21 protein-coding genes and 1 pseudogene are annotated in these 24,252 nt (G+C 38.7%); 2 read left to right on the top strand and 20 right to left on the bottom strand.

Annotated features, from left to right (window positions below; genetic code table 11):
- From DG474_RS01530 to DG474_RS01465, 14 genes are all read right to left on the bottom strand, one after another.
- On the bottom strand, nucleotides 1-369 hold the full coding sequence (locus tag DG474_RS01530; protein WP_070567800.1) for a DUF5082 family protein: 369 nt from the start codon (nucleotides 367-369) through the stop codon (nucleotides 1-3).
- Between the two features lie 13 nt (nucleotides 370-382).
- Nucleotides 383-4,783, bottom strand: coding sequence for a type VII secretion protein EssC (gene essC, locus DG474_RS01525; RefSeq protein WP_255778489.1), 4,401 nt, complete (start codon nucleotides 4,781-4,783; stop codon nucleotides 383-385).
- Between the two features lie 21 nt (nucleotides 4,784-4,804).
- A complete protein-coding gene (essB, locus tag DG474_RS01520) occupies nucleotides 4,805-6,076 on the bottom strand; it encodes a type VII secretion protein EssB (RefSeq protein ID WP_000796944.1) in 1,272 nt (423 codons plus the stop codon).
- Nucleotides 6,077-6,316, bottom strand: coding sequence for an EsaB/YukD family protein (locus tag DG474_RS01515; protein WP_000434883.1), 240 nt, complete (start codon nucleotides 6,314-6,316; stop codon nucleotides 6,077-6,079).
- Nucleotides 6,317-6,381: 65 nt separating this feature from the next.
- Nucleotides 6,382-6,846 (bottom strand): type VII secretion protein EssA, encoded by a 465-nt coding sequence (essA, locus tag DG474_RS01510; RefSeq protein WP_000720508.1) that lies wholly within the window; start codon nucleotides 6,844-6,846, stop codon nucleotides 6,382-6,384.
- Between the two features lie 11 nt (nucleotides 6,847-6,857).
- A complete protein-coding gene (gene esaA / locus DG474_RS01505; protein WP_255778482.1) occupies nucleotides 6,858-9,887 on the bottom strand; it encodes a type VII secretion protein EsaA in 3,030 nt (1,009 codons plus the stop codon).
- Between the two features lie 71 nt (nucleotides 9,888-9,958).
- A complete protein-coding gene (locus tag DG474_RS01500) occupies nucleotides 9,959-10,243 on the bottom strand; it encodes a WXG100 family type VII secretion target (RefSeq protein ID WP_084881311.1) in 285 nt (94 codons plus the stop codon).
- A 243-nt stretch (nucleotides 10,244-10,486) separates the two neighbouring features.
- Nucleotides 10,487-10,795, bottom strand: a complete 309-nt coding sequence (locus tag DG474_RS01495) for a hypothetical protein (protein ID WP_084881312.1) — start codon at nucleotides 10,793-10,795, stop codon at nucleotides 10,487-10,489.
- Nucleotides 10,796-10,808: 13 nt separating this feature from the next.
- Nucleotides 10,809-11,123: a hypothetical protein gene (locus DG474_RS01490; protein ID WP_084881313.1), complete on the bottom strand. Its 315-nt coding sequence runs from the start codon at nucleotides 11,121-11,123 to the stop codon at nucleotides 10,809-10,811.
- Complete coding sequence (locus tag DG474_RS01485; protein WP_255778479.1) at nucleotides 11,104-12,792, bottom strand: cutinase family protein; 1,689 nt, start codon at nucleotides 12,790-12,792, stop codon at nucleotides 11,104-11,106. The genes DG474_RS01490 and DG474_RS01485 overlap by 20 nt, the downstream gene beginning before the upstream one ends.
- Nucleotides 12,785-13,207: a hypothetical protein gene (locus DG474_RS01480; protein ID WP_255778477.1), complete on the bottom strand. Its 423-nt coding sequence runs from the start codon at nucleotides 13,205-13,207 to the stop codon at nucleotides 12,785-12,787. Before DG474_RS01480 ends, DG474_RS01485 begins: the two co-directional genes overlap by 8 nt.
- A 137-nt stretch (nucleotides 13,208-13,344) precedes the next feature.
- Complete coding sequence (locus DG474_RS01475) at nucleotides 13,345-13,734, bottom strand: hypothetical protein (RefSeq protein ID WP_000745394.1); 390 nt, start codon at nucleotides 13,732-13,734, stop codon at nucleotides 13,345-13,347.
- Between the two features lie 552 nt (nucleotides 13,735-14,286).
- Entirely contained in the window at nucleotides 14,287-15,234 is a 948-nt protein-coding gene (locus DG474_RS01470; RefSeq protein ID WP_255778476.1) for an AEC family transporter, read from the bottom strand.
- 77 nt (nucleotides 15,235-15,311) lie between these two features.
- A complete protein-coding gene (locus tag DG474_RS01465) occupies nucleotides 15,312-16,937 on the bottom strand; it encodes a malolactic enzyme (protein ID WP_255778475.1) in 1,626 nt (541 codons plus the stop codon).
- A gap of 358 nt (nucleotides 16,938-17,295) precedes the next feature.
- Here DG474_RS01465 and DG474_RS01460 point away from each other — a divergent pair, with 358 nt between their 5' ends.
- Together DG474_RS01460 and DG474_RS01455 are read left to right on the top strand one after the other, a co-directional pair.
- Nucleotides 17,296-17,646 (top strand): helix-turn-helix domain-containing protein, encoded by a 351-nt coding sequence (locus DG474_RS01460; protein WP_255778474.1) that lies wholly within the window; start codon nucleotides 17,296-17,298, stop codon nucleotides 17,644-17,646.
- A gap of 127 nt (nucleotides 17,647-17,773) precedes the next feature.
- A complete protein-coding gene (locus DG474_RS01455; RefSeq protein ID WP_255778473.1) occupies nucleotides 17,774-18,652 on the top strand; it encodes a LysR family transcriptional regulator in 879 nt (292 codons plus the stop codon).
- A gap of 765 nt (nucleotides 18,653-19,417) precedes the next feature.
- Here the strand turns inward: DG474_RS01455 and DG474_RS01450 are convergent.
- The 6 genes and pseudogenes from DG474_RS01450 to DG474_RS01425 all read right to left on the bottom strand — a co-directional run.
- On the bottom strand, nucleotides 19,418-19,552 hold the full coding sequence (locus DG474_RS01450) for a hypothetical protein (protein ID WP_255778472.1): 135 nt from the start codon (nucleotides 19,550-19,552) through the stop codon (nucleotides 19,418-19,420).
- Nucleotides 19,553-19,595: 43 nt separating this feature from the next.
- Nucleotides 19,596-19,934, bottom strand: coding sequence for a Cd(II)/Zn(II)-sensing metalloregulatory transcriptional regulator CadX (gene cadX, locus DG474_RS01445; protein WP_000711078.1), 339 nt, complete (start codon nucleotides 19,932-19,934; stop codon nucleotides 19,596-19,598).
- Between the two features lie 11 nt (nucleotides 19,935-19,945).
- On the bottom strand, nucleotides 19,946-20,560 hold the full coding sequence (locus DG474_RS01440) for a CadD family cadmium resistance transporter (protein WP_070587531.1): 615 nt from the start codon (nucleotides 20,558-20,560) through the stop codon (nucleotides 19,946-19,948).
- 299 nt (nucleotides 20,561-20,859) lie between these two features.
- Entirely contained in the window at nucleotides 20,860-22,923 is a 2,064-nt protein-coding gene (locus DG474_RS01435) for a heavy metal translocating P-type ATPase (RefSeq protein ID WP_002893754.1), read from the bottom strand.
- Nucleotide 22,924: 1 nt separating this feature from the next.
- Nucleotides 22,925-23,203, bottom strand: coding sequence for a DUF6110 family protein (locus DG474_RS01430; RefSeq protein ID WP_002893755.1), 279 nt, complete (start codon nucleotides 23,201-23,203; stop codon nucleotides 22,925-22,927).
- A gap of 180 nt (nucleotides 23,204-23,383) precedes the next feature.
- A pseudogene (locus tag DG474_RS01425) lies at nucleotides 23,384-23,974 on the bottom strand (IS256 family transposase); the annotation flags it as partial.
- Nucleotides 23,975-24,252 lie beyond the last annotated feature (278 nt).

Here is a 24,252-nt window from a genome sequence, read left to right as displayed (position 1 = left end):
TTACTCCTCCGTTGTTAGACTTTTTTCAATTTCTAACCAACTAATACTAAGGCTAATCCCCGACTTCTCTGTCTCTAATTCAGAAATTTTCTGAGTCAATTTGGCCACTACGTCATCACTCTTTGCTGAAAGCTTTTGTTTAGCTGTTTTTAGTATTTTCTCTTCATTATTGGTTTCATTTAAATATGGTGTTCCTGCTAAATAATAGGTCGTTTCAATATGTTCATTGCTCGTAAGTACATATTCTATATCCGTTGAAAAATCTGTAAGTGCTTTTTTACATTCTTCCAATCGACTAATTTGACTATTCAAATTAGTAATTTCTCCACGTTTAGCATCTATCTGAGCTTGTATTGCTGCTTTTCCCATTTCTCCTCCTTTTCTATATCATTAATACTTTCATTTTACTTGCCAACCCATCGGCCACATAGTAATGTTCTTGTTCTTCCAACTGTGACTCTCGGACAGGTCTGTTGATCACTGTCAGAACTGATTGATCGCTTAAGCGAAGTGCTAAAATAGCCTGCTTATAAGAACGAGCAGTTTTTGAGATCACATCGATATGCTTGGTGATTAGTGGCGAACTCATTACAATTGAACCATATCCAGCTCGTATTCCTTTATCTAGGACATAAGCCAATGTATCAAGCGCTTCTGAGTTTAATTCACTCACCAATTCAATTAAATTGTAGACAACTACTGTTGCTACGTGCTCTCTTTCGTTTTGCTCTAAACGCTCATTAATTCGCTTCTCTATACTTGCGATAGCACTTAGATAGTCTTCGGAGTTACTAATAATCGTCACACCTTCCATTTCAGGTAGACTATGATACTTCGGTGCCAAGACGATGACCTTCTGTTTCCCTTTAGCAATGTGTTTCACCAAGGCTGTCATCTGTTCTTCTTTATCTGTTAAGTAAAGGAGATTTCCTTTAGCCAGGTTCCATATAACAGGTTCAACTGTCTCCAAGTCAAGTCCTAATGGCACGAGTTCGTGTTCATAGGCAGTCTGCACGCTTGCTCGGCTATAGAAGTCTTTCTCTGTCAACTCCTCTGGTACCATCGGAATGGCACTTGGGCGCTGTCCGGTCCAGGCTTCTTGGAGGGAAGCGACTTCCTGACGCAGGTTATTGAGGACTTGGGTGTCATTGGCTCCATAAACCGGGAGTGCCAGCTGGATGACATCCACTTCTTCACGTTTCATGAGAGCCCGTCCCTTGATATCTTCCATAGTCATAGCAAGTGGTGTAGAGCCCACGATAGCTCGCACTTCACCTGCCTCATTCTGTGGTAGGCTCAACTGGTGCTTGAAGTTCGAGTAGAGTTGAGCACGAAGGTTGGTCTGGCGACCAGCTGTCACCAAGAGGTGAACCCCGATACTGAGACCTTCACGAGAGATACGCACCAAGAGCTTGAAGAGTTCCGCCTCATAGGCTTCTTCCTTGAAGGCTTCATAGCTATCTAAGAGGATGACAATAGCCGGCTCTTCCTGACCACTGGCCTGACGGTAGAGGTCTAAGGTCCCAACACCATAGTCCGCAAGGAGTTTCTTACGACGGTTAAGTTCTCTCTCCATGATTCGTACAAACTTAGAGATCTTCTCCGTTTGGTCCAAAAGCATGGTATCTGCCACCTGTGGAAGCTTGGACAATGGAGCCAAACCATTGGTACCAAAGTCCATCAAGTACATGGTAAGAGCCTTTGGACTGAATTTGCGAGCCAAGTCCATACCAGCAGTCTGAAGGAAGGTGGTCTTTCCTGTACCCGGACTTCCGTAAAGGAGGATATGACCATCCTTGGAGAGATTGATAGAGACAGCTTCCTGCTTCTGGGCCTGCGGGATATCCGCCATCCCCAAGAGGACAGAGAGTGGTTTCTCTTGTCCCCAGGCTACTGTCGGTTGCACTTCTTCCAGCTCGTCTAGCGTAATGCGCTCCTTAAGTGGTGGCAACCATGGCTGTGGTACTGGAGGAATTTCTTGTTCTTCACACAAGAGCTGGATATGGTGCACTATCGCATCCAACTCTGTCGGAACTTCCTTGATCTCATCCACATCTTCTAAGCCTGACAGGTCTTCATTCAAGATCTCATATTGCCCCAATTCATTGATTAGGTAGATGGTATGGTCCTCGATTCCCATATCGTCCTTGTCCGGCTGGTAATCCGCGCCTGACCAGGCAGACTGGAAGAGCTCATAGACTTCATTATTTCCGACTTGCAGATAGGCACGACCTGTCTGGGTGATCTCGGCCGCGTCCGGTGTATGAAGCATTTCATTCGAGTCCGAACGATCCGCCACCTTAAGGGCAATCTTAAAGCGTGAGTTAGACCAGATCTGGTCATCCACCACACCTGATGGCTTTTGAGTAGCTAGGATCAAGTGGACCCCGAGTGAACGCCCGACACGCGCGATGGATACCAGCTCCTTGATAAAGTCTGGCTGGTTAACCTTGAGCTCTGCGAACTCATCTGAGATGAGAAAGAGGTGAGGGAGTGGTTCTGTCGCTTCTCCGTTTTTAAATTTCTTCTGGTATTGATTGATATGGTTGACTTCGAACTCTCCAAAGAGTCGTTCACGACGATGGATCTCCGCATTGATCGAAGCCAAGGCCCGCATGGATTGGGCACCATCCAAGTTGGTAATGGTTCCCAAGAGGTGAGGAAGGTTTTTAAAGAGATTGGCCATCCCACCACCCTTATAGTCGATCAGCAAGAAAGCCACATCATGAGGGTGGAAGTTAACAGCGAGGGATAAGATATAGGATTGGATGGTTTCGGACTTCCCTGATCCAGTCGTCCCTGCGATCAATCCATGAGGTCCATGGGCTTTTTCATGCAGATTGAGCTGTACCAGGTCATCCTGACCACGCAAACCAATTGGCACAGCCAAACTCTTGTAAGGTGCGTTCTTTTTCCAACGGCTCGATACCTGCAAATCCTCAAAGGTCTCCGCCCCATACATTTCCATAAAGGTCACAGAATCTGGGATCGAACTCTTCAGGTTTTGGAGGTGATTGAGTGGTGCCAAGGTACGGGCGATCCGCTCCTTATCATAATCTGCTGGGAAATGATCCAAACGGAAGTCCGTCTCTTTCAAGACTCCTTCTTCCATGACCAGTTGGCCTGTATTACGGTCCTTGATATTGATCACTGTCTGAATGTTCTCAGACAAGGAACTCATGACATCCTCTACAAAGATGAGAGAACAGCCTAATTCCGTTGGATCTTCAGTAAAGAACTCCATGATGATATGATCCAAAATCAGCTTCTCATCGGTCACTAAAACCACGTAATGAGGATGGAAGAGGGTGCTCTCCTTGTGGGATGCTTCTTCCTTTTGACTACGGCGTAGTTTCAAGATTTGGTTCAAACTATTCAGAACTTGGTCCCGTGTTCGTTGATTGTAGACAAAACCGCGGACATTGAGTTCTTGCAGTTTGGCATGAGGGAGCCAACGCATCCAAGACCATTGCTCTTTTTCCTCTTCAGGCAGGATCGTAATAAACTGCACATCATGATAAGAATGGAAAGTCGCTAGCTGCATCACCAAAAGTTGCAGTTGTTCTAGAACGAGATTTCTAGGTCCAATATAACCCACTGGTCCATGGCTGAGGTTTGCCGGGATTGGCATATCTGGGATCTTTTTGTGACGACTATAGAGAGCGTAACCCTCTTCTTCTAGAGCATCCTTCTTACCACTACGCTCCTGTTGACCGTATTTCAAGTCATAGCTAGTCGGCATTTTCCCGAGTCCCAAACGATAGTATAAAAAGTCAAAATGCAAGGGAGTCTTTTCGTAGATCCGGTGATTGTAACTCTCAACCAAGTCCGTCAATTCTAAAATCGTTGGAAAATGATAGTGCATCCCTTCTTTTTGTTCTCGTTCCAGACGAGTCAATTCCTTGACCTTATCTTTCAGGTAAAGACGATAGAGATCGACCCGTTCCTTCTTATCAGCCTTGTACTTTTTACGATTTTTTATGAAACCACGGATAGAAAAAATCATTGTGGTTATGGACATCCCTACTGTCGCAAGGATATAGATCCCTCGAGGTTGAATTAAGGTGATTAAGACGGTTACTCCGACCATCATCAGAGGAGGAACGATCAGCTTTAACAGTTCATCGCTCGGTTTAACCGGTTCCTGGCCTGGGGGATTGATCAAGATTTTATCTTCGCTGCCACGATAGATGATCCGTGGAGAACGATGATAATCTGGATAATCTTCATAAAAACCATATCGAGATGGTTCTCTCAGAGTCAGTTGTGGCCCAACTTGGGCAGGACCCTGGACCCATACTTCATCAGGATAGAACTTGATCGTCACCGCCCCTAGACTCAACTCATCTCCAAAACCAATCAATTGCTGGTCCATTTGTTCCAGATGATTGTTTCGATAAAATGCGCCTTTTAGTCGAGTTAGCTTCCATTGATTTTGGGATTTTTGGAGTAAGAGTTCAACATCTCCATCTAGTGTGATCAATGCACCTCTTTGAGAGCCAATCTGAAACTCTGATAAATCCAAAAGGTCATAAACCCTTGGCTCCCCTTCTCGGAGATAAAAGACGACCTCACCCAAACGCAGACCATCTTTCAAGAGTCCTGCTTCATCGTCGTACTGATAAAAGACCTCGTCACCATCGACCTTGAGCTGAATCGGTCTTTCCTGTTGAGAAAGGTAGACTTGGGCCTTTTCAGTCGCCCCGATCAAGACCGTCTTATCTGCACTCAGTTCTACTTCATAACGTAGACCTTGGCTGTAGAAAATGATTTGTTTTTTCATAATTTCTCTCCTTGGTCTACTTTAATTGCTAGAGGAGCTACTTGGAACAGGTTTCTTCTCAGATGACGGTTTGCTTTCAGAAGCCTTGTCTTGAGGGTTAGGAGTTGTAGAAGCATTGGAGCTTGATTCACTCGTTAGTAGCTCACTTCGACTATCCCAGTATTTCTTATACTCGCTTTCCAAAGTATTCAACTTACTTTCACGGTCTTTCCCTGACAAGTTACCATCTTCTCGAACCTGCTTGATTTCCTGAGTCAAAGCGTAGAGAATCAAGTCACTGTCGTTAATCCGTTTGGCAATATCAAGAGCCTCTTCAAAACGATTGCGCCCAACCTGGATCCAGTAAGTCAAATAAAGCTCATCTGACTTGAGTGTTACGTTGTTCAAGATGACTTTCTTTTGTTCAGAAGAAAATTCCAATCCCTGAATATAAGAGTAAGCCAACTCATACTTTTGCGTATTCGGCAAGCTAGCTGGATCAATTCTCTCTAATTCTGTAATAACACCACTATAATCCACTTTAATAAAGGCAGTATCTGCCTGCAACATCTTTTCTTTGAAAGGATTTTGCACAAAAATCAGATAGATAAGTGGAACGATCAACAAGACAACGCTGGCTGTTAACCAAATCGTTGCCAGTTTAAAGACACGATGGCGTCTACTTGGAACCAAGACCAAGTCTGCTCGTTCTTTCGCAGCCTTCTCCGTGTAGTACTTCTCCAAAACAGCTACTGCAGCCTCTATATCATCTGCCTGACATAGATCATTTAAGAAGTCTGGCAAGGTCTCTAATTCCAAGGAACCATTATAAAGATCCATGAAATCCAAATCGCTAAATAGTGTTACTGTAAAACATTTAGCCTGGCGTAAAAAATCTTCTGAGGATATTGATTGAGGAACCATCAGACCAGGAATTCCACGATAAGCAATCTTAGCCTGAGCATCCTTGGTAATAAAGAGATTTACTGGGTGCAAAAGGAAAGTCACAGGTAACTCCAAGGCGTCCTCTAGACGAAAAACGTTTAGGGCCAAACGGATTCTTTCCGAAATGGTACGTTCCTTTATTTCCTCATAAGTCAGTCCATGAGCTTCGACTTGATAGGAGAAGGTGACACTATCCTCATCAGACACCATCGATTGCTCCAAAAAGAATGGATGATGCAAATCCAATAGTAACAGTTCCCGTAAATCTTGACTCGCAACATCTGAACGTTTGAGTTTTAATTCCCAGTTTGTTTCATTTTTTTCATAGACAAACGACTGTCCACCAAATTCAAATTTTTCTTCAGCCACCTATATCTCCTCAATTTCTACTAAATCTCCTGTCGTCATAGGATAATCAGACAGATGTTTCCCTTCATCAATCAACAAACCTTTATTGACAATTCTTAATTGATATTTTTTTCGCTTGATACCTGGATTAAAAATCGTATCCACTTCTCGCACCAGCCGGCGCACTTCAATTCGCCGTGGAATGCGAATATCCACATCTCTTTCTCTCAAACGTAGGGTAATATTGATATGTTGCTCCACCTTTTACACGCCTCCTATGCCTGGTTTATCCTTTTCTAAGTTATTTAGACAGACTAGTTAAAAACTTAGTCCATCCCTTCTACCATCACACGATAACTCATTACTGCCGTTGCTCCAAAAAGCAAGAAAATCAACACCACATAGAATATCTCTGGAAGAAAGTCATTCAGACCACCTTTTTCTACATGGCCTATATTTGTTTGGAACTTGATTGTTTTTTGAGCATTGGGCTGAAACAACTGTTCTTCAGAAGATTTTTTCACTGGTCTCTGTATAGCAGAAAACAGTTGGCCCCTTTCTGTGATCAACTGTTCCTCTTGATGCTGTTGCATGTCCTGCAACCTCTTTTGAGTCGCTTCATTAAAAAGCTCCTTGGTTTGTTCAGACTGTAGACCAAATTTCAATCCCTCTTTCTTTTCAAGTCGGGAATCATCAATCTGCAGACTGTTATCCTTCAAATCATCTGCAGCAGCCCCAGAGACTGCTGCACATGTTACTAAGGTAAGAAGGAAAAGAATGATTTTCTTCATATTTCTAATTTCTATTCTTTCTCAGCTTGGCTTGCTTGAAACCACAAACTACTTTCTCTGATAAAAACATTTATAACAAGTAAAACAGCTATGACAACAATCGTTACAACAAAAGCGATAATTGCTGCTGGATGTCCATCAAAGTATCCTGAGAGCAAACCTTCTAATATTGATAACGCATTGAGATTTTTGATAAATGCTGGGAAACCAGTTAGACTTGCTGTTGTCCCAATAGCATTTGATAGGTAGACAAAGCTAATCATCATAAAGAAGGCGAGACCCATACCAATCACTCGGAAATGTTTAAGCAATAGATATTGTCCTTGAATCAGTACAAATGCTGCTAAAACAATTAATAGAACCCAAGATGGTTGATATTCACGACCAACCTGTAGCTGAACACTTGATACAACACCAACTACCAATCCGACAACGAGACTTAAAGCAGATAGGATGGTTACTGTCATCAAGTCTGTATCATGTAACTTATCAAGTTTGAACTTATCTTTGACTTTGCGAATAACGTTTTGAGTTGCAAACAGATAGGCTGTAAAGAGGCTAACAATCTCCAATAGTAAAATCCATGTAAATGGACGGTAAACATTGACAGTCGCTTTCACTGAAGTAGCATTTTGGGTAACAGGGTTGGATAAGAAGTTCAACAACACTTCATTTGGTACCCCATTTTGATAGGCATTATTCAGAACCTTCACAAAGGATTCTACAAAGTTTCCATTGTTAGTTAATTCTTCGTTAAACTGCGTCATCAAGGAGTCAGCATCTTGTGACAACTTTTCAGTACTTGTTTGAGCGTTTGACAATTCACGATTGAAATTACCTAAAGTCTCATTCACAGACTCTGCAGCTTTGACATTACTTTGAGAAGATTCCTTCACACCCGTAGTTTCTGACAAGAGAGCTGCATAATCCGAATTTAGGGTAGCCAATTGATTATTAGTCTCTTCAAAAGCATCATTGCCTTTCCCTTGCTTCTCAACCAAATCCTTTAGATTTTCTTCCAACTTCTTGTACAACTCTAACTGTTCATTGATTTTTGTATTCAATTCTTGGTTGGTAGTCAAAACATCCTTCACATTTTTTTCTAGAACAGGCTTGAGAGTAGTCAGTTTTGACAAGGCTTTATCTACTTTCTCTTTAGTACCCTCTGTATCTGTATCGCTAGCAGGTGCAGTCAGACTGTCTTCATACTTCTTCAGGTTTGAACTAATAGCTTCAAGCCAAATATTTGATAAAGCATCTGTTACATCACTATTTCGTAACTCTTTGACAGTATTGTATGCTTGTCTGAGTGCTTCCACCTTTTGGTAGTCAGAAGCTATTTTCTGAACCTTTTGTCCATAAGTCACTGCTGCTTGCTGAACGGCTAAGACATCTATCGGAGCACTGACTGCTTGAACATCATTCAAGGAAATATCAACAGTCTTTGGCTCCGCTTTTGGAGTTGGGCTTGAAGCCCCCGTTGAACTTGTAGTTGGAGTCGGAGCTGCCTCTGCAACACTATAGGCTACTTTGAAAGTCCCACCCGTCTTCAAATCAATTTCTTGACCAAACTCAACTGGTGTGCCATCATAAGTGACCGAATGAACCGTCACTCCTGTTCCAGCCTTCCATGATACCTTAGCCTTTGTTCCTGTTCGTCCAACAGCACTCGTACTCGTGATTGCCAGATGTTCCAGATTCTTCAAGTCCGTCAAAGAAATCTCGTCGCTTGGCTCTTTAATCGTTTTTAAATCTGTATAGTTTACAGAAGGAATTGTGATTGGTGTCATACCAAAACCACTAAATTCTTTTCCACTAAAGTCTTCTTTGGGTAATTCTGAGATTGCAGAAGCCAGCTGCTCTTTTAGAGATTCCTCAACCTTCTCTAAATCCTTGTTTGCAGCTTTATCCAAAAATCGATCAAGAGTGATTTTGCTCTTCTCACTTGTTCCATAGTAAGTGGCTAATTTCTCATCAATAAAGTTATGAATATCATTTTTATGATTTTCAAACTTGGTTCTTTCATCTGTTAGATTTTTCTGTAAGCTACCAATCTCTGTGCTGATGCTTTCTGCTACTTTTTTATAGTAAGCCTCAACTTCTGGTGACGTTCCATCAGTGGATGCTGGTGTTCCATCTATATTCGCAGTCAGACTACCTTGAGCTTTAATTAATTCCTTATAGGTTTCAATTTGTCCCTTAACGTCTTCCCGACTCTGAGAAATGAGCCCAGTGATAACATCCGCATGATTTTTCTTCTCATCTACTCTATTCTTAAGTAGAGTTCCAAACTTCTCGCCATAGGCAATCTGCGAAACATCAAAACGACCAAAAATCTGTGAGTAGCCCTCCAAACCTGTCTTTAAAGCAGTGTTGGCGTCAACAGAGGAACTAGACATACTATAGAGAGTTGGGAAAAGATTTTTAGAGTTGATAGCTGTATTATATAAATTCGTACGATAGTTTCCGATATTGGTTGCTTGTATCTGTGAGCTAGCTTGAACATTCTTTTGTGCTGTATAAAGGTTGTTCAAAATACTAGCCATATACATGTCAACTAACTGACCATTCAAATCAGAAACAATATCTTTCGCTAGTTTATTTGCATCATTTTCTACTTGCAAATTTCCTTGCGCATTCACCTTATAATTGATGGTTGTCTTATCAACATTGATGCTGTTAATATCGAGTATTTTTTCAGAAAAGTCACTAGGAATTGTTAAAACGAGTTGGTATTTCCCACTTTCTAATCCAGAATCAGCTGCTCCTCGAGGAACAACGGACCAGTTTTGTGAATTATCACGCTCGATATTTTTTACATAACTAGCACCTAGATTGTATTCTTTTGTATCTACGTAGACAGGCTTATCTTCATTTACGATAGCTACATTTAATTTTGTCTGCTGATTAGCCTTTGCATTATTTTCATTGCTAATCGTTGTATTTTTTTGAACAGATAGATTCAAAAAAATAATCAATGCAAGCAATCCTAATGCCAGCAGACTACTTCCTATATATTTAAAAATTCTATTCTTCTTCATATTACTTTAAATCTTCTCCGTCATAAAAAATAGGAAGGCTCTCGCCCTCCTAAAGCCACTTATATAACAAATTAAATTTGTGATGCAAGATCTTGGTCGTTTTGTTCAACAATTTCAGCAACCTTGTTCAACTGTGCATTGATCTCATCAAGCAAAGTTGCAAACTCCTCAATTTTTGGAGACAATTCTGTGAATTGGCGATCAAAGCTCTCAAAAGCAGCACCTTTCCAGTTGTCTCGGATAGTATTTTGCTCTTGACTCAATGTACGAAGTACTTGTCTTACTTCCTCAGAACCTTGAGTGTACTTTTGAGCAGAGGTGCGCAATTCTTCTGTTGTTAATTGAATTAAAGCCATGTGAAACTCCTTTATATTAATTTACTCCCTCATTATATCAACAATTTGCCTCAATTGCAAGTTTAAAATTCATTTTTTATTCTATTTATAAAAAAATAAGAGCTATTTCCATCTAAAAACTAGTAAGATGGATTAAATTATCTACTTTTCTTGTATAATTACTTCTTTTTTTATCTATAATAACAAACTCATTTTATCTATAATAACAAACTCACATCATCCTTCTTTTATAAGGTATATTTGTTAAACGTTCTTTTCTTCTAACTTTCTATAAAAGTTTTTATTCTCTTGATGGCGAGCTTCCAGCACATTCTCTATACGACTCTTGTAAAGTTTATGATAGCTGTCTAAATTATTCTCTATCTCAAAGATATATGGTTGAATTTCAGCAAAACTACTATCTCTACATGCATAGGAAAGCGACTCTAGGAGATGATCCGTCTCCCTGCTAAACTTGTGGAAATCATCATCCAAATCCATCTCCAAGCGTTCTAAGTCTCGTAATTTACGATTATGCTCATCCTCTAGTTTCTGAAGTTCCTTTTTATCCATGACCAGTTTTCTCCTAGCTTTTGATCGGACTCTGTAAAGTAGGGGTTTGCATGGTCTGGGTCAAGTAAGTTTCAGCAGCATCAGCGGCCTTGCCCTCAAATCCTCCCTTAATATTGTTTACATAGGTCTTAGAAGCATACTCTTGCATATCTGCGGCTGCTTCCTGCAACTTTTTAGTTAACTCAGTTCCTTTAGCAAGGATTGACAACTCTTTTGCAGTTACCAAGGCCCTGACTGCTTGGCGTTCTTGTTCCTTCATTCTTTCTTTGAAGCATCTATCGAGTTGCTCTCTTGTAATTAAGGTATCCTCATCCGTTAGGACTAACATTTTTCCCCCTCCATGTTTGTTTTACATCCGCCAATAGATTGTTAAAATCTTCAGCACTATTTGTATCTATGGTTTCAAAGGAACCACTAGCTTTAACCAGGCTTTCCCCTAGTTGCTCAATTTGTGTCAGGAAGGATGTTGCTGCAGTCTTCGTGTCACTTGCAACGCCTTCATCCCAAAAGCTTGTTGTGTCAAAACCAGAAAGTAGATTTGTAACTTCTGAATTTGACAAATATCCAACCATGTCAAACGCTGTCTGTCTTGTTTCTTTTATCATGTTTTGAATATCTTCCTTAGCATCTGAAAGTAAGGTTTTCACAGATTTAACTTTGTCTTCCATGTCAAAATTTGCCAACTGGGCTGCTGTCTGAAGCAACTGAGCTCGGACCAAAATTCTCTTTTCTCCTGTAAGATTACCATTTCTCAGTTGTTCCTGGTAACGAGGAATAGCTTCTCGATCCCACTTTATAGATTCCTGACGAGCTTCTTCGACAATTTTACTATACTCTGTTTTAAAATTCTCATAAAAGCCATATCCGATAGCCGCCTTATTTACGATTTCCCCCCTCATAATGGCATTTAAAATATTTGAGGCTACATTTTCATCAACTCCTAGATTTCTTAAAACATCCAAGGTTGTCTCTATCAGTCGAGCTAGCTTTTCACCTGCCCTGAGCAATTCTGGGTGAAAATCCTCAGACGCGGTCAACAAATTTCCCTTTCCATCCGATTGGAAAACACCAAAGTCATGGGAGCTTTCCGTATCAGTAATCTGGGTATAATGAAGGGGAACAAGGACATTGACTTTACCGACAGGTTTCTTAAGAGGTTCATCGGAGTCCCCCGGTAATTTGGTAATGGTGTGTTCTCGATTAAGCATACCCACGACATCAAAAGGATTGACATAGTACTCGATTTTTTCGCTAATCTTTTTGATTTTCTCATCACTGAGGCCCATTTTCTTTAAACTCTTTGTCGTGTCCGGGCCGTCAAAGAGGACCACTTTGCCGATTTTCTCAAGCTCCTCATCGCTAAGGCCCGCTACTCCTTGGGCAGAGACAATGGTTCCTAGGGAGTGACCTGTGATGTCCATCGTAGCTTGCGGAGCTTTTTCGCGCATCTCTGCGATTTTCGTTTTCATTCCTACTGTCGCTAACTTGGCTTGCGGTGTATGGATATGATTGAGAGCGAACTTAGCATCGTTGTCGATCCAGTCGTTCAAATTTTCCAAACTGATGGCATCACTTCCACGGATGGTCATATAGGTTTTCTTAGTGTCTTTAGTCAAGGTAGGCGTATCCGTTAAGTAGTAGGCATTAAAACCAGCTTCATCATCAGTTAAGAGTCCTTTTTGATAACGTTTGTAATGAATATCCTGCCTCATCCCATTCGCATCAGGAACTGGTATCGATGTAACTTTATAAGTATCTCGCAAATCAGGATCCGGCTGCAAGTAGACTCTACCATTATGGGGTAGATGTTTGCCTCCAGGGGTGATTTCTTTTACATTACCATCCTCATCCAACATATATCCATCATTTGAGAAATCAAATGTTTGTACGTTCGTTGAACTATTTTGAGGAGGAAAATTACTTGAGCGAAAAGTGTAGGCAGCTTGTGCTAAATCTGCATAAAAATTATCAAAGGTTTTTAAATTACTGTTACTCATAAAGATCCCATAAATTTCCTTTCAAAATTCTTATTGGTTGCATTTGAATAATAACAAGTTTCTCAGGGATTTCATTTAAATTACGTTTTAGTGGAAAACCTAATGTAAATTTAGTATCCTTATTATTATTGATTCTACCGTTCACTGTCATCATATAACCTCCGCCTTGAGGAGTTCCATTTCCTACCTGACCAACTTCCATACTATCCCAATCAAATTGGACACTCTCAACTTTTGAATTCCAAGATTTAACGAAGTTCGCCATTTCCTCTTCATGCTCCTTCAGATAAGCCAACTGCTTAGCCCGTGGGCTCAGAGTTATTCCTCCAAATAGATTTGTTTTCTGTGCCATCCATGCGCCGCCTCCGAATACTACAAGTGCTAAAACTAGCCAAAGTAAGGTACGTTTTTTCATTTCTTTCCTCCTATATAGCGGAATCTAAGTTTATGATATCATGAATGTAAAAAAGACTTTTGGCAAGTATTCAAAGTCAGTGGGGAATGAATGATGTTAAATTTGAATAAAAATTATCAAAGGTTTTTAAGTTACTATTACTCAAACGGTTTCCCTCCAATGCCTAGGCCATTAACTAATGTCATCGAAGCTAAATCAACTTTTCCATCATCTACAATTATCATTACATGCCAACCAGAATTATCAATGTTATTAAACGTTCCATAAACATCAATAATATCTCCTCCTCCTTGAGGTGTACCATTTCCTACCTTATCCCATTGTGTCTGTCTCCAATCAATTTGAACAGATTCAATCTTTGAATTTTTAGACTTTACAAAATCTTCTATTTCTTTTTGATGCTCCTTTAAATAAGCCAACTGCTTGGCTCGCGGACTTAGAAATAGATTTGTTTCCTGTGCTAGCCATGCGCCTCCTCCAAATACTACAATGGACAAAACCAGTAAAATCAAGGCACGTTTTTTCATATTGATACTCCTTCAGATATATCATCTCCCTCTTACAATCCAAAACTCCTTAATTAAAAACAAATTACGGATCTATTGTTGCATTAGAAATAGAAGATTGTCATTAAAACTAGTATAGCATAAAAGCCTCAAACATCCTATTTCACCAATCACTCTTCTTGAAGGCTTCTTAATAATCTGACCAGAAGGATCTGAGTTGAATACAAAGAAACAACTGACTTTGTCAGATTGCAGCCACATTTGTAAGTGACTAAAGTCGCAACAACTGTGTCAATTGCACCAATTTAAGTATGAAAGTACAAAAAGAACACCCCGAAAGGTGCTCTTTGTAAGTATCGTAATTCTTTCGAAGAACGTTTACTAAATTGTGATGCTTTACGAGCTTTTTTCAAGCCTGATTTGGAAAGTACGAGTTTCAGTTGGACTAAAAACAGCGTAATATCAAGGTTTTTCAGAACGATATCTACTGATTAATTTCATAAAATTTAAATCAATATTTTTTAAATAGGGAAATTTCTTAACGCATAACTTTCAATCCTATCCTCTTCCTTCTTATCCTAATAAAGTTTGTATTATTGGAATAACAACGATAAATAGAACCGTACTTAGAGTCACCACATTCGTAGAGAATTCCACATCTCCTTTTCCCTGATTAGCAAGGATCGGAAGAACAGCTAAAGCTGGTGTAGCGGACTGAATCATAAAGGTCTTAAATTCTACTGTCGCCATATTTGGTGCAAAGAACTTCAATACAAGAAGCATGATTAGAGGAGCTAGGATAAAGCGTCCAACTAAAGTGACAATTGTATCTTTATCAAAAGCAATGGTATTCAAGCCTGCCTTAGCAAGAACGATACCAATATAAATCAGAGATAAGGGAGTGACGATATTTCCAACATAGGTTAAGGTGTTCGTTGCGAAATCTGGAATAGGAATTCGGAGAATCAAAACTAGTAGAGCCACAAGAAAACCTACAAGCGGAGCTGGTAGCAATTTCTTCCAGTCAAATTTAGTTGTCTCCTTGCTTTGACCCGATTTACTGTCGCTCGTCATCAAATACACGCCCAATGTCCAGGTGGAAATCGTATTGGTGATATAGTAAATTAAGAAATAAGGAAGAGCCTGATCACCAAAAAGAGCAACGTTTAAGGGTAAACCGATAAAAATAGTATTGGCATTCACAAAGGTATTAATCATGGTCCCTCGCCGTCCTGGACGGACCTTGAAAAGTATAACTGTAATATAAGCTACGATATAGCCCAAGATAAATGCCACAAAAGTATAAAGGAGACCTCCAGAAAGACTGATTAGTTTATCTAGTGTTAGGTATTTCATCACCGACACAAAAATTGACGCTGGCAAGGCTACATTCATGATCAAACGAGACAGATTGGGACCAAAGTCATCTCCAAACCATCCCCTCACCTGAAGAATATACCCCAAAACAATAATAGCGATAATCGGAATGATACTTGTAATCGAGGTTAAAAAGAGTGACATAGGTATCCTTTCTAAATTACTTAAGTCCACAGCCCATACAAATCTGTCGCTAGCGAAGGATAGGCAGCAACAATGAATTATTTATACTCTGGATACCACTTCAAATCACGAACGGCTTTGGCCATATCTGTTTCCTTAGCACGCGCAAGACCTTGCTCTTGCGCTTTTTTAGCGACTGCTTCTGCTACTTTAATAGAAACATCTGCTACATACTTGAATGGTGGCAAGACAGGAGCTCCTGGTTGACCTGGATTGACAATACCACTCAATGAATGAGCCGCTGCTCCAATCATTTCATCAGTCAAAAGACTTGCTTCAGAAGCCAGCATACCTAGACCAAGACCTGGGTAAATCAAGGCATTATTGGCTTGACCAATCACATAGTCGACACCTTTATAAGAAACTGTATCAGCAGGAATTCCTGTTGCGACAAAAGCTTTGCCATCTGACCATTCAATCAAATCTTTGGCACTAGCTTCTGCTAGTTTGGTTGGATTTGACAAAGGGAAAATCATCGGACGCTCTGTGTTTTCACACATAGCCTCTACTATTTCTTTAGTGAAGGTATTAGGCTGAGTCGAAGTTCCTACAAGAATGGTTGGCTTCACAGTCTTCACTACTTCAAGCAGGTCAGTCAACTTGTCTGCGTTACTAAAGTCAGCACGTTTCTTAGCAAACGGTTTTTGTTCAGGAGTTAGGTCATCCATGTCATCAAAGAGAAGACCTTGTTTATCAACCATAAAGAAACGTTTATAGGCTTCTTCTTCAGAAAGACCTTCACTTACCATTTCACGAAGAACACGAGAGGCAATTCCTGCACCCGCAGTACCACCACCATAGCAGAGATAAATTTGATCTGTTAATTTTTCACCACTAATATCCAGTGAACCAAAGATACCACCTAGGGTAACGATTCCTGTACCTTGAATATCATCATTAAAAGTTGGAATTTGTTTCCGATATTTTTCAAGAATATTGGCAGCATTCGAGCGGCCGAAGTCTTCCCAGTGAAGGTAGAGTTTAGGAAAGAGACGTTCTGCTGTTTGAACAAATTGGTCAATGAAGTCGTAGTAACGATCTCCGCGAACCCGTTCGTGACGATTCCCTAAGTAATTAGGATTGTTACGAAGTTCTTCACGGTTAGTCCCTGCATCAATAACTAAAGGAAGGACCATAGAAGGATCGATTCCAGCAGCACCCGTGTAGACCATCAATTTTCCAACAGAAATATCGACACCATTTGTTCCCCAGTCACCGATTCCAAGGATTCCTTCTGCATCTGTTACAACAATGAGACGAATCTCGCGACCCCCAGCAGCATTTTTCAAAGTGGCTTCAATATTTTCAGGATGATTGATATCAAGATATCCCGCATATTGTGGATCTACAAAGAGGTCACTATAGCCTTCAATGGTATCTGCAATAGTTGGATCGTATACAATTGGATTGAATTCCTCTAAATGTTGAGAAAAGAGGTAATAGAAAAGAGTCCGGTTCGTGTTAAAAATTTCCATTAGGAAAAGACGCTTTTCCAAATCATTGGCTTTTGTTTGCATTTGTGCATAAGTTTGCGCCGCTTGTTCTTCAATCGTTTGAACATACGGTGGCAATAAACCAATAAGACCTAGTTCCTTCCGCTCCTCTAAGGTAAAGGCAGTTCCTTTATTGAGGAAAGGGTTGTTTAAAATATCATGTGCAGTCATAGTGAAACCTCCTTTTTACTTCTATTATACCACTTAAAACGAATTGTTTGGAAAACTTTGTTGTTTAAAAAATACAATTGTGTACGCATATGTTATAATGAGTCTACGAAGACAATTTTCTAATAAGCCCTTTATACTTAAAACACTACTGTTAATGACACTTTAAGTTGTTATATTTTATAAAGTTCTGGACTCATAAAACTCTCAATGATCACTCTTTACTAAAAGTTTCGAGTAAAAGAAACTAATCATACAAATTGGCAATCCGAATTAAAATAAATATTATATAAGTTTGTTATACAATACTTTGTATTTTTTAAGATGTTTTTTTGTCATGCAAAACTTGTATTCTATTTATATGACGAATAAAAACTATTTACAACAATATATTTCCCAAAAAGTGAAATATTTTCGAACACAGAAAAAAATGAGCCAGGAAGAACTTTCGGAACAAGCAGGACTTGGGCTTAAGTATATCAATCAACTTGAAAACCAAAATGTGAATCTGACCATTCACAGTCTTGAAAAAGTGATTGTCGCCCTAGAGATGACCCCAGAGGAATTTTTCAATTTTGATAGCCTTGAATCAACCTCTGATAAGACTGACAATCTTTCACTCAAAAGAATCAACATGAAGATTAAACAGCTCCCTATTGATAAACGAGAAAAGATCTTGGTCATTTTTGAAAGTATCTTAGATAATCTTTGATATCCCTGACTCACATACATTTTAACCGGTGAATACTCGTATAGTCAAATTGTAGGATACGGATAAAAAGTATTTATCTGGTGATTTCCACTTATTTTCCTTCTCCAACTAATGAAAGTGAGCCCATATGAATTTAAAAGATCTACAATATTTTTATGACCTCTGCCAGCTTCAATCCTATACGGAAGTGGCAAAACAACACAAAGTCAGCCAACCATCTATTTCTTATGCTATCAAGCGCTTAGAGGAATCCTTTAACTGCAAATTGATTCACCACGATCCCTCGCATCGTTCCTTCAAACTAACTAATCAAGGACAAATCCTTCTGAAGCATACAGAACTGATTTTACCTGAGGTTATTTCTACTCGCAAAGAAATTAATCGCTCTTTGGCGCATTGCTCTACTGTAGGATTCCCTCCTATTATCATTCAGTATCTTTTCTCTGTCTTAAATAAAGAAACTGAATTTGATTTTTTAAAAAAGGTACGTCCTATTCGTGGTGGATCCGTAGAATTATTAAATCTTCTCCTTAAGGGAGAACTAGATGCGAGCTTACTCGGATTGATTGAACCACTCAATCATCCTTCAATAGAGACACATGAACTCTTTCATAAAGAACTGTATGTCGTTTTATCAAAGAACCATCCTCTTGCCACTGCTCCTTCCCTCGCTTTTGAAGAATTAGTAGATCAATCCTTTATACTCTTAGACGAACACTTTGTTCACCTGAAAGCTTTTGAACTACTTAATCAAAAGCATCAAAACAAGGCAGAAATATTCTTTAAGACTGATGACATTGTCATTCTTAAAGAACTTTTAAAGAAAGGGATTGGCCTTAGTTTACTGGCTGATATCGCACTTTCTGATGAAGATGATGATTTAATAAAAATCCCCCTAATACCGGAGGACCAGATAACATTTACAGTTTATTATGCCTATCTCAAATCAGCTACACTGTCATCAGAAGTAGAAGCCTTATTTAAGCTCATTAAATCATATGAATAGAAAGAAACTCTAACTATCAACTACCTGATAGCTAGAGTTTTTTACATTATAGGTATTAGACGAAAGTACGAAGAAATAGGATATGATCAACGAATCTTTTCATTTACCTGATACCATTCAACGAGATTCCCAATTATAAATCTACAAAGTGTCGATAAAAAAGAACACCCCGAAAGGTGCTCTTTGTAAGTATCGTAATTCTTTCGAATTAACGTTTTGAGAATTGTGAAGCTTTACGAGCTTTCTTAAGACCTGGTTTGGAAAGTATGAGTTTCAGTTGGACTAAAAACAGCGTAATATCAAGGATTTTCTGAACAATATCTACTTTTTAATTTCATAAAATCTGAATCAATATTTTTAAAATAGGGGAATAGTTTAGGTCTCTAAGCATTAAAATAATACACCTAACTTTGGTCACCGTTTTTTAGTTATTCACTCTTTTTTCGGATAGTGTTTTTAAAGTTATGATGTAAAATGCCGCAATTAAAATACTATACATCATAATCGGAGGATAGAGAATTAAGGATAGAATCAATCCCACTCCTTTAATTATTAAGTCAGGTATCAATAACTTCCTATATTGTGCGGTAGCTTCAAGTATTTCTTTCTGATCTATATTGGGTTTATCAATTACTTTATGTAAAAACCAGTTTGCTACCGTTGAAACAATAACGATCAGTCCATAAAAGAGCTGTGCCCTATGCTACTAACTATTCCAGTAGCATAGGGCATAAATGAAACAAAAAATAAAAGATACAAATTCTTTCAAATTTCTCCCTTTTCAACTTGGCTAACTTGACCTGCATTACCTAGGTCGCTTTGCTTTAAATTATACTTTTTTCTTAAACATTTGATACGAGCAGGTATTTCTTGTGAGTAATTTTCATCAAAAAATTTCATATATAATCTCCCTATAATCATGGAAAAGTAGTAAAAATAGTTGTTATCCTAGTTGATTAAAAAAATCTCTGATTTCCTCATCTTTTATAAAATAATATATAATTTTCCCCTCTCTTCTAGTGTCCAAGATGTTTTGATTGGCTAGTTTACGAAGATGGTGGGAGGCAGATGCCATACTGAGATTTAATAAACAGGCTATATCGCAGACACAGAGTTCTTCGACGGCAAGGAGATAAAAGATGATATTTATCTGTTTATTATCGGTAAATTTTGATAAAATGCGAAGTGATTTTTGGACTTTTTCCTTTTCAAGGTAGTTCGTTGCGGTTGTAACATTTTGTTGATTTATAACATCCACTTGACAGATACTATCTTTTTTCATAATTTTTTCTCCTAGCCTAACACAGCCCATAGCATGTCAAAGCTGTTGTTTTCAATCAGGATATACATCCCCAATCCTAAATAGACAACGGCAATAAACCATCTGCTATATTTTTCCAAAGTTTCTCCAACAGAAGGGACTTGTGCTAATTTTTGGGCAGAAAAAACCAAGAGATAAATCATGACTAGAAAAGTAAGTAAAGTCACTATCAAATTCGCTAAATTTAAGGTGGTAAAATATGGGACAAAGACACCAATATTGTCAGCGCCACAACTTGCAAAAGTAATCATAGCGACTAGAAAAATCAGGTTTTTATTGTCTTTTCGCAAACCATCTTTTGCAATAGCTTCTCCATCAGAATCTCCTAAAAGCAAAACTTTGAGGCCTAGGAAAATTGGAATCAAACCGAGTAAGCCTAAAATCTCTTTACTAGGAATATAATTTAAGACAAATGCAAAAAGTAAACTTAGCAGTATTAGACTAACAGAGCCTAGAAACTGTCCTAAATAGATGTTAATGATGTCTTTTCTGCTTTTTCTTTTGGCAAAAAATAACATTAGGATAATAAGTAAGTCTACGGCTGTCCCAGAATACAGGATTATTGAAGTAACAATATTTTGAATCATAAAACACCTCATTCAAATATATTTTTGAATGTATTCTAACATTAACCTTTGTAGATGTCAACTTAAAATCCACCAATTAATAATTGCATGTCAATATTTGTATTGTGAAACTAGTTTCAGAAATATATAGTCTTAAAGTATGTCCACTGCCAATGGTTTTTTCAATATTTAAAAGGAGAGAACCAATTTGGTCCTCTCCAGGGTATAATTTTCCATCAACCCACTACAGTTGACAAAGAGCCGTTATTCTCAAATGAGACAACTCCTTTTAGTTTTTATAACCTCAGCTTCTCGGTCTCTTACCTACTTTTAATAGAAAGACTACGAAGGACGATTCTTAAAGTAGTCAGATTGTGCAATATCGAAAGATTAGATGGGCTTAACCAATTTAACAACCCAAATCCAATTAAACTTCCATTTATTACAACTGTTTCTTGAATATTTCTTTGAATTAATTTCTGCAACGATTCAGATAAAGAATTCAATTCCTCGAAGAAATCTAAACGATTATCTAATAATAAAATATCACTCATCTGCTTAGAAATATCAGCACTTTCATTCATCACAACCCCAATATCTGCAAGCGTCAAGGCAGCAGAGTCGTTTAACCCGTCTCCAACCATCAAAATAGTTCGGCCAGCTTTCTGTAATTCCTGAACCAACTGAAACTTACCATCTGGTTTTAAATCAGTATAAACGTTGTCAAATGGCAGATCTTTAACCAACTCTTCTGTTCTAGCCAACGTATCACCAGTTGCCAGAATCAGTTTTTTCCCTTGGCGCTTTAGCTTTTTCAATGCAACTTTCGCCTCGCTTCTCAAGGGAGTGTGGATACAAAACATCCCAATTAATTCTTTCTTATAAGCCAAAAACAATAAATTGTAATGAGTCTTATATTGCTCAATCAAGGCCAGCTGCTCAGAACTAATTCTTACCTGTTCGTCTTGCATTAGTACATAATTTCCAATGACAACCGATTGACCATCAATTTGCGATTTAATCCCTTTGCTTGCAACATACTGAAGCTTGCCATGCATTTCTTCGTGTTCAATGCCTTCAATTTCAGCTTGTTTAACAATTGCATTGGCAATAGGATGATAGATATGTTCCTCCAAACATGCACTTATTCTTAAAATATCTTTCTCAGTATAATCTCCGAAAGGAAGAACCTTTTCAACCAAAGGATAACTCGTCGTGATGGTACCCGTTTTATCAAACAAGAAAGTATCCACTTCCAGATATTTTTCTAATACATCACCATCTTTAATAACCATTTCTCGATTTAGACCTTCCTTTATGGCCGTAAGGTAGGCTACAGGTGTGGATATTTTTAGAGCACATGAAAAATCCACCAATAAAAAGGAAATGGCTTTTGAAAACGAACCTGTTAACAGATAAGTCAAACCAGCACCTAAGAAGTTATATTTTACAACCTTGTCTGCCATCCTAATAAAATGACGTTGTTTTGTCTTCTTACTCTCTTCAGATTTTTTCATCAGATTGATGAGTTGCAAAATACGACTGTTTATCTGATTATCAGTCACACGAATTCTTAACTCTCCTGTTTCCAAAACAGTATTCGCACATACAGAATCTCCCTCTTTCTTTTCAACAGGGAAGCTCTCTCCAGTCAAGGAACTCTCATTGACCATGCCTAATCCTGAAACCACTTGGCCGTCAAACAAGATTTCATTCCCTTGGGAGACAACTAATACATCACCTACTTGAACATCAGAACTCTTGATGCTGATGACCATGTCTCCCCGCACTAAGAAAACATCACTTTCTTTAGCAAGAAGGCTTTGTTCCAAATCTGTTGCTGTTTTTTTTAAAGACCACTGATCCAGATGATTACCCAAATCAAGCATAAACATGATGTTGCTAGCTGTCTTGGATTGGTTCATAAACAAGGACAACAAAATGGCCGAACAGTCCAAGACCTCCATGGTTAGTTCCTTGCGCGCTAAAGTTTGATAGGCTTCTTTGACATAACCCAAAGCCTGATAACAAGTCCAAATATAACGAATAGGGTAGGGTACAAAACTTCGAAACAGCAAACGCTTAATCGCTGCACCCGATACAATTGAATAAGCACTCTCTTCTCTACGAATGGGAAGAGTCATCAAGTCCGAAACTTTCCCCTTGTCAATTTTTTTTAAAAAGGCCTCTGCATTTTCTAATACAGAGAAGCCTTCTTTCATACGTAGAGTAAAGTGCTGCTGATCCATATAAAACTGAATAGAGTCGATCCCTTTTTCATCTTTAGCCAAGGAACGAAGATAATCTTGAATATCCAAGGTCAGTGAAAACGAGGACGATAATCGGATATGTTGATATCCTCTGTGTAGCACTTTAAAAGACATATTATTCACCTGTCAGGCTATCTAATTGTTCTTCTTTCTTTTCCTGTTCGTATAAATATTTAGCGTCTTGTAAAACATCATCACCGTGTTGTTTTACAACAGAAACAGATGCATCCAGTCCATCTTTCAATTTGTAAGCTTTAGCCAAGGCCTTAGAATAGCCTTTCTTAGCTTCTTTACTTGCTAAGACTTTCAAGCCAAGCGTCCCAAATGCTACCCCTCCTAAGAAGAGAGATGATTTTTTCGCAACTTTTGCGACGTTTAATACTTCTTTTAACATGTTTATTTCCTCCTTGTAACTATTGTAGCGAAAAATGACAGCAAAAGCAATTGCTGATATCTGATATATAGATAAAATTCTCTATACTGATATTTAATTATATTATGATGAAAACAATATACTTTATTTTTTGATACTGTCAATAATTATGTGTAAACACTTAAGTAGAGTTACGGAGTGTTAATTAAATAAGCTTTCAAGTGTATCAGAACATTGACCAAACCCTTTATGGATTCGTTGACTTTGCTTGAAATTATAATCTTCAAACAACGTAACTAAGTAACGTTCCAGAGCCTCCTCATTAGGAAAAAGAACCTTCTTTTTCGTTTGATGTTTGATTTCTTTGTTAAGAGACTCAATGAGGTTTGTCGAATACATGCTGTGCCAAATCTGGTAGGGAAACTGATAAAAAGTTAAAAGATTATCCGTCTTCTCCAGACTTTCCATGACTTTCCTATACTTTGGTTTCCATTCGGCGAGAAAGTCCTCTAAAGCTTGTCCTGCCATTTCTAAATTTTCAGCACGATAAATCATTATAAATTGCCCCAGAATAACCGCTCTATCTGCTCGTTTCACTTTACTAGCTAGATTTCGACTAATATGAATTAAGCAACATTGTTGTTTAGCTAATGGGTGAGCCTGACTGATAATCTGCTCAAGCCCCTTAAAGCCATCTGTAACTACAAGAGAAATCTGTTGGATTCCTTGGTTTTGAAGCTTGTCTAACAGGGTGGACCAAGAAGCATTGTTTTCTTGAGGCAACTGTGCATAGCATATCTCTATGCGACTAAAGTCGCTAGAGCTATCCTAATTGCGCACCGCCAGTTCTCATAGAAAAAAACACCTTGCAAGATGCAAAGTGTTTTCGTTTGTATTCTGCTGTCCAGTAACGAATTAACGTTTACTAAATTGTGATGCTTTACGGGCCTTTTTCAAGCCTGGTTTGGAAAGTATGAATTTCAGTTGGACTAAAAACAGCGTAATATCAAGACTTTTCTCCGCTTTTATAAAAGCTTTTTTCCAATCAAATTCAACTAATTTTATCCGAA

The sequence above is a fragment of the Streptococcus oralis genome (genome assembly GCF_024399415.1).
In the GTDB taxonomy this organism is placed as follows: Bacteria; Bacillota; Bacilli; order Lactobacillales; family Streptococcaceae; genus Streptococcus; species Streptococcus oralis_CS.
The sequence above is the reverse complement of the archived record's forward strand: the minus strand, read 5'-3'. Positions and strand labels throughout refer to the sequence as shown.